Annotated in this window: 15 protein-coding genes; 5 read left to right on the top strand and 10 right to left on the bottom strand. The window is 39.6% G+C overall.

Annotation, left to right across the window (positions count from 1 at the left end):
- The first annotated feature begins 111 nt into the window (after window positions 1–111).
- Window positions 112–1,167, top strand: coding sequence for an HNH endonuclease signature motif containing protein (locus SGI74_14305; GenBank protein ID MDZ4678666.1), 1,056 nt, complete (start codon window positions 112–114; stop codon window positions 1,165–1,167).
- A gap of 256 nt (window positions 1,168–1,423) precedes the next feature.
- Window positions 1,424–1,642: a hypothetical protein gene (locus SGI74_14300; protein MDZ4678665.1), complete on the top strand. Its 219-nt coding sequence runs from the start codon at window positions 1,424–1,426 to the stop codon at window positions 1,640–1,642.
- Between the two features lie 56 nt (window positions 1,643–1,698).
- On the opposite strand, the gene SGI74_14295 is transcribed toward SGI74_14300, so the two are convergent.
- On the bottom strand, window positions 1,699–2,136 hold the full coding sequence (locus SGI74_14295; protein ID MDZ4678664.1) for a hypothetical protein: 438 nt from the start codon (window positions 2,134–2,136) through the stop codon (window positions 1,699–1,701).
- Window positions 2,137–2,437: 301 nt separating this feature from the next.
- Here SGI74_14295 and SGI74_14290 point away from each other — a divergent pair, with 301 nt between their 5' ends.
- Together SGI74_14290 and SGI74_14285 are read left to right on the top strand one after the other, a co-directional pair.
- Window positions 2,438–2,986: a polyhydroxyalkanoate synthesis regulator DNA-binding domain-containing protein gene (locus SGI74_14290; GenBank protein MDZ4678663.1), complete on the top strand. Its 549-nt coding sequence runs from the start codon at window positions 2,438–2,440 to the stop codon at window positions 2,984–2,986.
- A gap of 64 nt (window positions 2,987–3,050) precedes the next feature.
- Window positions 3,051–3,659, top strand: a complete 609-nt coding sequence (locus SGI74_14285) for an outer membrane beta-barrel protein (GenBank protein MDZ4678662.1) — start codon at window positions 3,051–3,053, stop codon at window positions 3,657–3,659.
- Window positions 3,660–3,662: 3 nt separating this feature from the next.
- Here the strand turns inward: SGI74_14285 and SGI74_14280 are convergent, their stop codons facing one another.
- From SGI74_14280 to lpoB, 3 genes are all read right to left on the bottom strand, one after another.
- On the bottom strand, window positions 3,663–4,175 hold the full coding sequence (locus SGI74_14280) for a YchJ family protein (GenBank protein MDZ4678661.1): 513 nt from the start codon (window positions 4,173–4,175) through the stop codon (window positions 3,663–3,665).
- Between the two features lie 72 nt (window positions 4,176–4,247).
- On the bottom strand, window positions 4,248–5,498 hold the full coding sequence (locus tag SGI74_14275) for a hypothetical protein (protein MDZ4678660.1): 1,251 nt from the start codon (window positions 5,496–5,498) through the stop codon (window positions 4,248–4,250).
- Between the two features lie 8 nt (window positions 5,499–5,506).
- Window positions 5,507–6,097, bottom strand: a complete 591-nt coding sequence (gene lpoB / locus SGI74_14270; GenBank protein MDZ4678659.1) for a penicillin-binding protein activator LpoB — start codon at window positions 6,095–6,097, stop codon at window positions 5,507–5,509.
- Between the two features lie 144 nt (window positions 6,098–6,241).
- Between lpoB and SGI74_14265 the strand changes: the two genes are divergently transcribed.
- The gene (locus SGI74_14265; GenBank protein MDZ4678658.1) at window positions 6,242–6,721 is read left to right on the top strand and encodes a hypothetical protein; all 480 of its coding nucleotides are present in this window, start codon (window positions 6,242–6,244) and stop codon (window positions 6,719–6,721) included.
- Between the two features lie 10 nt (window positions 6,722–6,731).
- Here the strand turns inward: SGI74_14265 and SGI74_14260 are convergent, their stop codons facing one another.
- The 6 genes from SGI74_14260 to SGI74_14235 form a co-directional block, all read right to left on the bottom strand.
- On the bottom strand, window positions 6,732–7,403 hold the full coding sequence (locus SGI74_14260) for a tRNA-uridine aminocarboxypropyltransferase (GenBank protein MDZ4678657.1): 672 nt from the start codon (window positions 7,401–7,403) through the stop codon (window positions 6,732–6,734).
- Between the two features lie 45 nt (window positions 7,404–7,448).
- Window positions 7,449–7,853 (bottom strand): JAB domain-containing protein, encoded by a 405-nt coding sequence (locus SGI74_14255; GenBank protein MDZ4678656.1) that lies wholly within the window; start codon window positions 7,851–7,853, stop codon window positions 7,449–7,451.
- Between the two features lie 48 nt (window positions 7,854–7,901).
- Window positions 7,902–9,833, bottom strand: coding sequence for an ATP-binding protein (locus SGI74_14250; GenBank protein ID MDZ4678655.1), 1,932 nt, complete (start codon window positions 9,831–9,833; stop codon window positions 7,902–7,904).
- A complete protein-coding gene (locus SGI74_14245; protein ID MDZ4678654.1) occupies window positions 9,830–10,780 on the bottom strand; it encodes a zf-HC2 domain-containing protein in 951 nt (316 codons plus the stop codon). The genes SGI74_14250 and SGI74_14245 overlap by 4 nt, the downstream gene beginning before the upstream one ends.
- Window positions 10,777–11,166: a hypothetical protein gene (locus SGI74_14240; GenBank protein ID MDZ4678653.1), complete on the bottom strand. Its 390-nt coding sequence runs from the start codon at window positions 11,164–11,166 to the stop codon at window positions 10,777–10,779. The genes SGI74_14245 and SGI74_14240 overlap by 4 nt, the downstream gene beginning before the upstream one ends.
- A 68-nt stretch (window positions 11,167–11,234) precedes the next feature.
- Window positions 11,235–12,278, bottom strand: coding sequence for a rod shape-determining protein (locus tag SGI74_14235; protein MDZ4678652.1), 1,044 nt, complete (start codon window positions 12,276–12,278; stop codon window positions 11,235–11,237).
- Window positions 12,279–12,298: the final 20 nt, after the last annotated feature.

Below are 12,298 nucleotides of genomic sequence, written 5' to 3'. Positions count from 1 at the left end.
GTTTTAATAATTGTTTTAATTTCTCCCTGAGCTCACCAATTTCTTTGCTCTAAAAAAGCCATGCTAAGGTGATTTTGTTTTCGTGATTACTTTTTTATGGAGGCTCATGTGATGAATATCAAAACTATTTCTGATCAAGTTCTGTGGGATTTAACTCGTAGTAAAGTTCAACAAGAACGAAATCTTACTTTAGAGATTATTGAACTTTTACGTGAAGTAAGATCTCGACGTCTTCATCTTGAAAGAGGATATGAATCATTTCATCAGTACTGCGTGAAAGAACTTAAATATGATGACGGAGCCGCACATCGAAGAATCAAAGCACTTGATTTAGTCTGTCAAATTCCTGAAGTGGTTCAGTGTATTCAAACTGGTACTTTAAGTTTAACTACTGCGTCGCAGATGCAGAATTTCTTTAATCAGGAGGCTAAAAAAGATAAGACCTATACAAAAGAAGAAAAACTAGAACTCGTGATAAGTCTTGAATCTAAGTCAAAGAGGGAGATCGAAAAAACACTTGCGACATTGGCGCCCGAGACTTTAAAGCAAACAGAGAAAGTGCGATATGTCTCCGGCACTCATCTTAAAGTTGAGCTTGTGATAGATGAAGTTTTGATGAAGAAGATTCAAAGGCTAAAAAATATCACATCCCATAAGAATAAGACGATTAGAGATCTCATTGAATCATTGTTTGATGACGCACTTGAGAAGAAAGATCCAGAAGTTAAAGCTTTGAAGATTTTGGCAAAAAACAATAAGGCTCAAAAGGCGCAAGATTTGCGTAGAGATTGTGAAATGAATGTTAATTTAACCAAAGCTAATTTTGCCAATGCCAATTTAATCAATGCTGATTTAGCAAATGCTGAAGCGGTGAAAAAAGCTTTCCCAGAGAAGTACAATCCCCCTTCTCAACGCTCTCGCTACATTCCCGCTCTCATTAAACGCCAAGTGTGGGTGCGGGCCAAATCTCAGTGTACTTTTATTGATCCCGTTTCAAAGTTTGGTTGCCAAGCTAATCGGTTTCTCCAAACCGAGCACATTATTCCATTTGCTTTAGGGGGAACTTCAACACTCGATAACCTCACACTTCTTTGTTCAAATCACAATAAACTCAAAGCGCTTCACACCTTTGGCAAATCGACAATGAATCGTTATATGGAGAGTTGACGGTCAATTGGGGGATTCACTAGATTGAATAGCAAAACTTGATTTGAATCATAATGTACTTCATGACTAAGTCCGCTAGTGGACTTCATTTTCTTAAGTCAGAATTCATCGCCCTATGAAGTTAGGCATCTAATAGAAGCCTAACTCTGTAGGTGTAATCTTGTGGTACTCATTTCGCTTTGTATTTCGAAACAAACATCGGTCAGAAACTATTTGGTTTCTTGGCAGCTGAAATGACTTGTGAGATAGTCAGGTTATGAAAGAGGAAAGTCTCCGTCATTTTTTTCTCAATCCAAATGCAGTCGAAGATTTAAAGAAAGATTTGACCGAATCATGGAAAATAGAAAATAGGTTTTCTGGTTTTAAAATCGAGGATATGAAAGAAAATTTCCTCGTTACCTCTAAACACCTTATTGATATTTGTGACACAGCTATAGCTGGCAAGATTGATGTTAAACGGACTTCATTCTCTTAAGTTAGAAAACATTTCATTTTGAAATTTGAATCATACAGCAAGTAAAAGTCTAAGTTTTAATCTGCAGAAAAAACTGAACCGAGGTCATCACCTTCAAAAACACTGGGACCTTCTATGATGGCTCCTTGCGTGACTTCTCTATAGGAATCATTTCTTTTGTCAGGACCCAGGCTCCACACGATTAATTTTTTCGGTGAATTTTTGCCATCTCGTAAAAACGCATGTCGATAGGGCATTCCCCAAGGGTCAATAATGTCAGCCACGGCTCTAACACTTGCAATTCCACGGTTTGGAGAAGCAGGGTTTTTTATCGGCTCATTATTTTGAATTAAAGACTGGGCTACGTTTTCTAGTTCTTTTTGAGTAAGAGCGATTTTATCTGATTCCATATTCCTTGACAGGATAGGGCTGCTGATGGCCGCTATAACCACCAGACTGAATACCAGGGTCAAAATGTCAAAAGATGTAAATCCATGATTTTGTTGTCTTTTCATTAAACCTCCCAAAGCTAACATCTACCCAAATAACTTCTCGGTAGGGTTGCCTGAAAACTTGAGTCCAGAATTTTAAATTTATTCGCTGTTTTTTAACCCTTCTCTAGTCTTGATGCGGTCATACATAAGAGTGAAGAAGCTGTGCGTCTAAAACATATGCAACACCTTGTATAAAGTACCTTCATCACGCTTGACATCATGTGGCTAGGGTGTAATTGTAACCTTGATTTTTAGGACTTAAGTAGAGCAGTTTGAAAGAGTTATAACTTATCGTGCGCTTGCACCAGCAGAGGAGGTTTGTTTGGAAATACAAACTCAACAAAGCCCGGCAGTAACAAATCCAAATGCAAAAGTTATTAAGCGCTATCAGAACCGAAAGCTATATGACACGCAGCAAAGCTGTTATGTAACTCTCGAAGACATCGCTAAGATGATTCGTGCAAACGAAGAAGTTCTGGTCGTGGATAACAAAACCAAGAAAGACATCACCGCTTCAACATTGACTCAGATTATTTTCGAAGCAGAGAAGAAAGCGAAAAATTATATTTCGCTCGAAACTCTTCGCGAAATTATTCGTACGGGCAATGGCAGCATTTCCAGTTATTTAGGAAGTGCTCTTAACAAGCCTATGTCGGTAGCCGTTGGAACAATCAGCGAACCGATCGATGTTCGAGAGCTTCTCGACAACACCACACGTTCTTTTGATGATATTCAAAAGAAGTTGGATGATCGTTTAGCAAAAGTTGGTGAGCGAACGGATATTGGAACTGTTCAGGACCGTATCAATCAGCTTCATCAAAAACTCGCTACGATCGAAACAAAGATTCGTGAGTACGAGTTAGATAACTGATTAAGATTTTAAAGTAATAGAAGAACCTGAGATGAAAGTCTCAGGTTTTTTTTTGGAGGAAGTAATGAACCGTCTCATCGTTGTATTTACCACGTTATTTATTCTCACACTTTTTTATAAAACCGCTCAAGCTGAAGAAGGCCACCATGCACTTGGATTTCAAGCAGGTCATGTCGGACTCAGCGGTGACGTAGGAAGCCGTTATGGCAATGCACTTGGTTGGGGAGTTTTCGCCGACTATGCGGCTAGTGATTGGCTTGATTTTGAATTGGGTTATTTAAACAGCAAACATACAAATAACAGTTTAAGCATGACTCAAAATGCTTTGAGCGCATCAATTTTATACAATGTTGATCAATTTGATTTATTCATTCCTTATCTTCGCGGTGGAGCTGAATTTGTTTCAGCAAATGAAGATATTGTGAATCCATCAAACCTTGTACCCTCAGGCTACAGCACAACAGCCTTTGGACTTGATGTGGGTTTTGGTGGAAAATTTCTAATAGGCACAAACTTTATGGCAGGTGCTGATTTCACTTACCACAGTATGTTTGACTCAAATGTGAGTCTGCCTAATGGGACAAATGCAAAAGCTATTCAGAGTTATTTGACTGTTATGTTAAGACTTGGGTTTGTATTTGGAGCTGAGAAAAAAGAAGGCAAAACCTTTTAATTTTTAGCCACAGCATTTCTTATATTTTTTGCCGCTACCGCAAACACAAGGATCATTTCTACCGATCTTTGGCGTTTCGCGGACCACCGGCTGAGCTGGTTCGTGGTGTCCTTGGCCTTCTTCGTGAACATGAGACTCGCCGTCTACGAAATACCAGGTGTCTTTTTCTTTTCTAAATTCAGAAACTTCGTGATGTTCTAAAACTTTACCGTCATTTTCATACTTAGCATTAAACTCTACAGTACCAACGCGGTCAGCTTCTTGGCCTTTTTTGGTGCTTAGAATTTCAAGACCCAACCATTTAGAGTTTTTTGACCATTCACGAGCATCTTTTTCATCAAAGTTTGGTCGGCTTTCTGACGCTAACGTTGCTGCGATATAACCAAGCTCACCCTGTGTGTAAGCCGTGTATCGCGAACGCATAAGAGCTTCAGCTGTTAAAGGCTTTTTAGTACCTTTGATAAAAGGTTCACAGCAATCACTTAATGATTTTGTAGTTCCGCATGGGCACTTCATTTGTCTTTTCTATCTATTATTTTAATATTTGGCAATGACTCATAATGAGAAGTGTTTAAGAAAATCAGAATCCTATTTAATAGAACGCCAATTTATGAAGGCCTTTTTTCCGGCGGCGACATTAACCTCTACTGAAGTTTCTTCACCACTTGGATTTCCGGAGGCATCAAGCCCTACAACTTTAATTGTATGTGTCCCGGGTGCAACGTGTAAACGTGCGATTTGAATTGTTTCAGGTAATGTAGACCAATGTCTAAGATCTGCTTGGTCGATGACGTGCATGCTAATCCAGGCAACGGCTCCAAGGAGTTCATTTTTTTGTCTGATTTGATCTGCAACAACTTCTTTTGCTACAACACCCGCTACGCGCTTTGCTACGATTCCTGCATAAGCTTCGTCTAAAGTTTTGATAGCCACATCAGAAACACTGTAAATTTTTTGACTGAGTTCAGTTTTATTCTCAGCTGTTAAAATATCAATACGCGCTTGTTGAGTTGTTGAACCACGGGAGTAAAATTTTGGAAATCGATGTGAGTTTGGATGTGGCCTTTTAACCGCACTTTTACCCTGTTGATAAAGCAATATCACTTCGCCAAGTTTTTTCTCTTCTTTTGAAGAAAGAACGACAACGTCTTTACCGTATTTTTCTTCCCACTTTTTTAGATCTTCTGTTCGGCCCATGCGCTTAGCCCACTTAATAAGATCATTTTTTAGGTATGGAAAATCAGGTGTAAGTTCGAATGTTTTTTTATAATCAATATATGCATCATCGATTTTTCCTGAAGCCTCCCAGATAATCGCCGATAAATAACGAGCAAAAGGATTTTGTTCATAATTAAGTTTTGCTTCTTGAACATATTTTTGAAGTTTATGATTTACTACTCGACATTCTACAAGTGCATCTTCGTAGTTATTTTCTAAAACATAGTTGATGGCATTAAAGGCATTGATCAGTACTTTTTCAAAATCTTCACCTTTGTATTGCTTGATATTGTCAGAGGTTAAAAGTGTAGCTGCTTCAGTGCTTACACTTGTGTAATCTTTAACTTCGGTGAGTTTATCGACTTGAATAAAAAGTTTTTCACTTTCTTTAAAATTACCCATGAGCTGTAAAGCCATGGCGCGATCTAGAAGATAGAGAACTTGGTCTTTGCCGTCTTCTTTAGATTTAACCTCTAAATCAGCAGCGGCTTTTACGTAATCACCACTGTAAAATGCATTCTGCGCCCCTTTTGTTTCAAAGGGGTAAGTAGCACAACCTGTGAGATAAAAAAGAACCAACAGCGATAGCGCTGCTGGCCCCGTCTTTAAACACTTTTTCATTAAGACCTTTACATGCTGATGCTGCGTTTTTTATAAACTTTTCTGATTTGCTGCTGATCTTGCCACATAGAAATGTTGGTGGAGAGATTGGTCAAATACAGTGTGATTTTGTAATAAACGGTTTTGTCTTTACCAACTTCTTGAACGATAGTGTCGAGTCGACCGTTTATAATGTAATCAGCGCCGATTTGTTTGCCTTTACCTTTTTTGGTGGTGTTATCCATCATGCCTGAATCTTGATATTCATATTCAGCTGATACATCTCCACGCGCTTCTTTATCAACAAATGCCACTGAACCAGTTCGACCGAGTTCTACCTTCACCATGTCCATGATGCTTTGGGTATCAATGTGCTCATTGGTTTTATTTTCTAATTTTGTGACCATCACGATGGGCGGCTTATCAGCTTTTTGAATCGGCTTTGAAGCTACAAGACTTGTAACTAATGCTTTAACCATTTTTTGCATATCTGTTTCTGAAAATTGATCATTGAGGAGATTTTCATTTTCTGGATTATCGTAATCCCCCTTTGTGAATGCCTTAGGCCCGCATGAAGCTAGAGACACAACCGCCAATAACGCAACTACGAGTTTATACATTTTTGAGACCCCTTTGTTAGTAAGCCGACATCTGTCTAATGAGTAATCAATAATGCCAATAAGCTCCCTGTAAAATCAACAACTTATGCTACCGCAGCGTGGCATTTGGCTTGCTCATATGTAAGCTAAACGAGGGGAATTATGATGAACTCTGTGTTCTTTATAGTAGTGATTTTTAGCGTGTTTGTGAACGATATGGCTTTTGCTAAAGACAGCAACAAAACCATTAATTCAAGAATCAAAGAAGTCCACACGCGCGTTGAACAAGAACAAGCTTGGGCTCAAAAACAAATTTTACCCAGTCACCAAGGCGGTTTGTATCTTGATACGCCAACTGTTCAGCCAATGGATTTACATAATTCAGCGATATCAAATGTGAACACATTAAAAATGGGCGAACAATCAGCAACTATTGAATCATACCAAAACACACCTCGTTTTAAAGCATCGGATCCTGAAACCGAATTTTTGGAAGACTCAGCACGCATTCAAGACGGTGAGCGACGTGCAGCACAAATTCAAAGAGTGCGCGCTACAGAATTTGAGCGTCGATTAAAAGCAGCCGGTGTGAAGGTTGATAAAAATACGACAGATCAACTCAAAGCTCTTGGATATATGAATTAAAAAGTTTGGTTTATCTTGAGCCTGCATGACCTGCGTTTGAATTAAACAAAATAGCTTCTGGTGGTATCGGCGATTCACAGTCTTCGGCGAGTTTTTTTCCACGGCTCCACATTGTTCGTTCGACCATGATTTTAAAAAAATCTTCTAACCTTTGTTGCACTTCAGGGCTTTCGATTATTCCAAAAGCGCGTGCAATGGCTTCAAAGGTTGCTAAACCATTTTCTTTGGTTTCTTGTCTTAACTGATAATTTGATTTTGCGCCCATTGGTATTTTCACATGAGGCACATCTTTAAGGGCCGGAACACGAAACCTCATCTTCGCAGCTTGACGCCAACTTCCATCTGGAACAATAAGTGTTATTGGTTTTTTAAAACTCGCCACATAACTTGGGCTTAGTTCAACGGCGTTCTCATCGGGATATAATAATAGAGTTTGTCTGTCAGAAACTACCAGCCCCTCTTCATTCATCGGAGTTCTTAAACCGCGCACTCGCAACTCGCTATGTGGAAGCGCTAGTGTTGCAAGTCTTCCGGTATTTGTCGGACGTCTGGTTTCACGGTTGTGGATAAGTACGATAAGTTTTGTGGAAAGATGCATTTCAGGAATAACCGAACAAAGACAAAGCAAACGCCTGATACAACAGCGCTCACAGCGATCTTTTGATTTTGATCTTTTAGCCAAACTTTAACTCCTAGAGGCTTGTATATATAGAATACCTTTATGATTTTAAAAAGCGCTATTCGCGCTGCGCAGGGATGGGTTCCACCCCTGATCTGCGAAACTGTAATGAGCTCGCGCTGTTACGATAATATGATCTAACACTGGTAACAGCACAAGTTCGCCAGCTTTTCGCAGCCGCTGACTCATTTCAATGTCTGGCTGACTAGGTTCAATTGCACCGGATGGATGATTATGAGCAACCAATAGTGATGTGGCATTCCAGCTCATTCCAAATCGAAAGATATCACGTGGGTGAATCAAGCATGAATCTACAGTTCCGCGAAAGAGCATGCGTGAAGTGATCACCTTGCATTGGGGGTTGAGTGCGACCACCCAGAATTCTTCGACATCGTGGGATTGAATAAGATTTCGAAAATAAGAAGCCGCCATGTAGCTATTGATGAGTTCCATGAGTTTTAGCTATTGCAATTGTATGAACCAGGCGTAATGCGAAAGAATCTAGGCTGGGGATTTTTTTTCGTCCGAGGGTCCGTCAATTGGGATCTTGATTTTAAATTCTGTTCCCCAACCCTTTTTACTCTCAACGGTGATTTCACCGCCATGTTTTTGCATTATCCCATAAGTAATGCTCAAACCAAGGCCCGTTCCACGACCCACGGGCTTTGTGGTGAAAAAGGGATCAAAAATCTTATCAATATCTTCTTTTGAAATTCCGGGGCCTGAATCACGAATCGTTACAAAAGCCCATTTATCTTCTACCCAGGTTTTAATCCAGATCTCACCATCCTTTTCAATGGCTTGGGCCGCATTACTGAGAATATTCATAAAAACCTGATTGAGCTGACTCACATAACATCTCACTTCGGGAAGTTTCCCGTAATCTTCATGTAACTTAATTCGATTTTTAAGCTCACTAGTTAAAAGCTTTAGGGTATTGCTAAGACCTTCATGAAGGTCAACTTTCTTAAGCTGTGCTTCATCAAGGCGTGAAAAATTACGTAAACCTAAAACTATATCACGCGTGCGGCGCGCACCATCTTCACAGCTGGCGATAAGTTTTGGAAGATCATCAATAAGAAAATCAAATTCAACATCTGCTTTAATTTTCTTTAATTTTTCAGGATTCTTTTCTGCGGTATCTAATACTGTGCGAAGTTTTTCAACATACTCACGTAAGTGAGACATGTTTGAATAAATAAAACCAATTGGGTTATTAAGTTCATGAGCAACACCGGCGACTAATTGACCAAGACTTGCCATCTTTGCTGAATGCACAAGAGATGTTTGTGTATTTTTTAATTCAACATTTATTGCTTCAAGTTCAACAACTTTTTGCTCTAACTCTTTTCGTGCCGTAGAAATATTTTTAGCCATACGATTAAATGAATCAATCAAGATACCAATTTCAGTATCAGAGGTGTTGGTCATGTTTTGAACCACTTTACCACCCTCCATTCTTTGGGTGGCCTCAACTAATTGATTCAAGGGCTTAACAACCCTATTTGAAACATAAAACAATATGGGAATCAAAAAGAGTAAAATTAAAACTGTTACAGTCAAAAGTGTTACTTTGATGCGCTTTAAAACCTTTTGCCCATCAATTTTACTCGTTGCAAGCCCCAGAGTTACATAGGGTTTACCTTTTGTATCTACAATTGGTCTGATGATCATTCCATAGGGCTCACCACGACTGGTAAGATCAAAAAATGATTGAGATTCTGAATTAAATTTTCCTGGAAAAAAATCTTTTGGGTAAAGAAAAAAATCTGGATTACTCGCAGCGGCTGGTTGCCCTTTATCATCAAAAATTACAGCCTCTAGATTGAGTCTTTTTTTAAGGCTTAAAATAAAATTTTGGCCTAGCTCTACCACCTCTTCAATATAACCAACGGTCTTCCCTTTTTGTACGATACGCGTGTAAACCATAAGATCAAGCCCTTTACCTGGAATAACTTCGCGTTCTGTTTTTTGACCTTTGCTATTAATTTCTTCTAAAAGTTGATCGGTAAGATAAAAATCACCCGTTTCAAGATTTGTCTGTGCTTTGATTTCGCCATTTGGATTTCTGATTTGAGAGATGATAAGCCTTCCCTCTCGATCAAACAGTACGATGCGATTTGTACTAGGAACTCGCAGCCATTCTGAGATTGTTCTTCTAGCAGATTGTATGTTTCTTGTTGCCACATGATAACTTAATGTCGGATCCACAGCGTGAATGTTCGTAGCGTTATTGATAATCAATCTTTCGAGATCAGCTAATCCCACACCAACCTCTCGAACATTGCCTTCGAGACGTTTTTTTAATTCTGAATTTAATGAAGACTCATAGAGTACAAGGGTATAACCAGAAATAAATGCTAGCGGGACAATTGTAAAAGCTAAAAACCAAAGAGTTAGAATACTCCTTAGAGATTTTTGCGCTCTTTTCATTTTTCTTGCTCAAGAGTCATGATGATACGCATGTATCCTTTTTTAACTACGCGAGGGTGTTTTTCTTTTTTAACATCGACGATTCCACCATGAGCGTTGATAACACTAAGAACTTTTTCATAATTTTCATCAGGTAAAATAAAATGGTAATAAAACTGAGTTCCACGTATCCAACCTAAATCAACTTTACCGGCTTTTGTTGCGCCCAGGGCAATAATAGATTTTGTTATTTGTTCTGCAACTTCTGGGCTGAGCACATCAAATTGAACAGCCCCTCGCCACACAAACCCTGCCATTTTTTGTTGAGCCATATCACTTATCGGAGACTCTTCACCCATTTCAGACTCTGAAACAACCCCTGCAACTGGTGCAGGTTTAACGACGGCAACGACTGTTGGTAACTTTTCGCTAGGGGATAATTTACCATCTGGCGGTAATTGCGGTCCAATAAATGGTTGAACGAGAGCAACCGGAGGACTTCCCACACCAGCTGTGTCTGTATCAATTTCAACATCTGTACCAGAAACCGGCGGTGTGATTGGGATTGTCTTTGGAATTCCAGGGCGAAAACCTTGAAGACTTTTTGCAAGATTAAGCCAAGGAAATAAATGAATTGTAGCAGCAAGCGCAATGGCCACAAAACAAAGTTCAGCAGCCCATTTAAGATTTGAATTCCACTTACTCCATCCGTAGCGAGCAATAAAATCACTCCAAAAGTGATGTTCTTTTTGTAAGAAAGTTACGACTTCAGCACTGCATTTTGTTTCAGATAGTTCTATAAGAATTTTACGATTTTTTTTCACCCTTTCAAAAACATCAAGACACAGCTGACATTCTTTTAGATGAACCTCTACTTGCTCACGTCGAGCGTTATCTAATTGCTCCTCAATATAGAGTGGAAATAATTCGCGACTGAAAAAACAGCTGAGTTTTCGCTCTGTGCTCATTTTTTCACCATCGCCTTGAGAATTGAATTTTGATCAAAAGACTCTAGCCCGCGCCCAAGCCTAAAATAGATTGTGCCTATGGGAACTTCTAGTGCCTCAGCGATTACATTTGGCGGATAATCAAGAATGTATCTTAAAACCAAAGCGATACTACTGGGCATTTCACTTCGACGCATGAATTCTTTCCATGCAATGAGGTACTCTGGCTTTGGTGATTTCCAATCAGATCGAGGCGGTGCTCCCGCACTCATTTTATGTTTTTCGAGATATTTATTTAAAACTTCATACATTGTTTTAATAACGACGACATCAAGTAGGAGATATTCATTTTTAGAAATTGTTTTTTGAATCTGCTTGATTGTTTTGAAGGACGCGCTGATGGACATTCCTTCGTCTTGCAATAGAAAGTAGAAAAAGTTGAGGACCGCCCGATAGTGGGCCTCTGTGAGCATGCTTAATCCGTTGTGAGTTGCTTGAGTAGATCAAGTTCCTCAAGCACTTTTCCTGAACCCAAAACAACACAAGTAAGCGGATCTTCGGCTAAAGAAACCGGAAGTCCTGTGCGCTCACGCAATAAAATATCTAAATTCGCAAGTAATGCCCCACCACCCGTTAAAACAATTCCATTATCAACAATGTCTGAAGCAAGCTCAGGTGGAGTTTTCTCAAGCGCTGTTTTAACAGCATCAACGACTTCATTTACAGAATCAGTCAATGCATCATGTACTTGTGTGGAAGTAATTTCGATTGTTTTTGGCGCACCAGCAACAAGATCACGGCCTTTGATTTCCATCACGCGCTCTACTTCAAAAGGATACGCGTTACCAATGGCCATCTTAATATTCTCAGCCGTTCTTTCACCAATTAGAAGATTAAATTGGCGTCGAACATAATTCACAATACTTTCATCAAACTTATCGCCAGCAATTTTAATTGATTTACAATATACGATGCCGCCAAGACTGATGACCGCTACACCCGTTGTTCCACCACCGATATCGACGACCATATTACCACTAGGCTCAGTGATCGGAAGTCCGGCGCCAATAGCTGCGGCCATGGGCTCTTCAATAAGATATACTTCGCGAGCTCCAGCTGATTGTGCTGATTCTTTTACAGCGCGCTTTTCAACCTGTGTGATCCCGTAGGGAACACAGATGATAATACGCGGGCGAACAAGAGATTTTTTTCCGCCTGTTGATTTTGAAATAAAATATTTGAGCATGCTTTGAGTAACTTCAAAGTCCGCGATGACACCGTCTTTGATCGGACGAATGGCCACAATTGAACCGGGTGTTCTGCCTAACATTTCTTTTGCCTCACGGCCAACAGCGAGAACTCGATTTTGCATTCCGCGATAATTTTTCTGTACTGCAACAACAGAGGGTTCATTGAGAATGATTCCGCGACCACGAGCGAATACCAAAGTATTGGCTGTGCCCAGATCGATGGCTATATCGTTTGAAAAATAATCTGAAAATTTATCGAAGAATCCCATTTACTCATTAAACTTATCTT

It is taken from the genome of Oligoflexia bacterium, assembly GCA_034439615.1.
Lineage (GTDB): Bacteria > Bdellovibrionota > Bdellovibrionia > JABDDW01 > JABDDW01 > JAWXAT01.
This window is presented reverse-complemented; position numbering and strand designations above follow the sequence as displayed.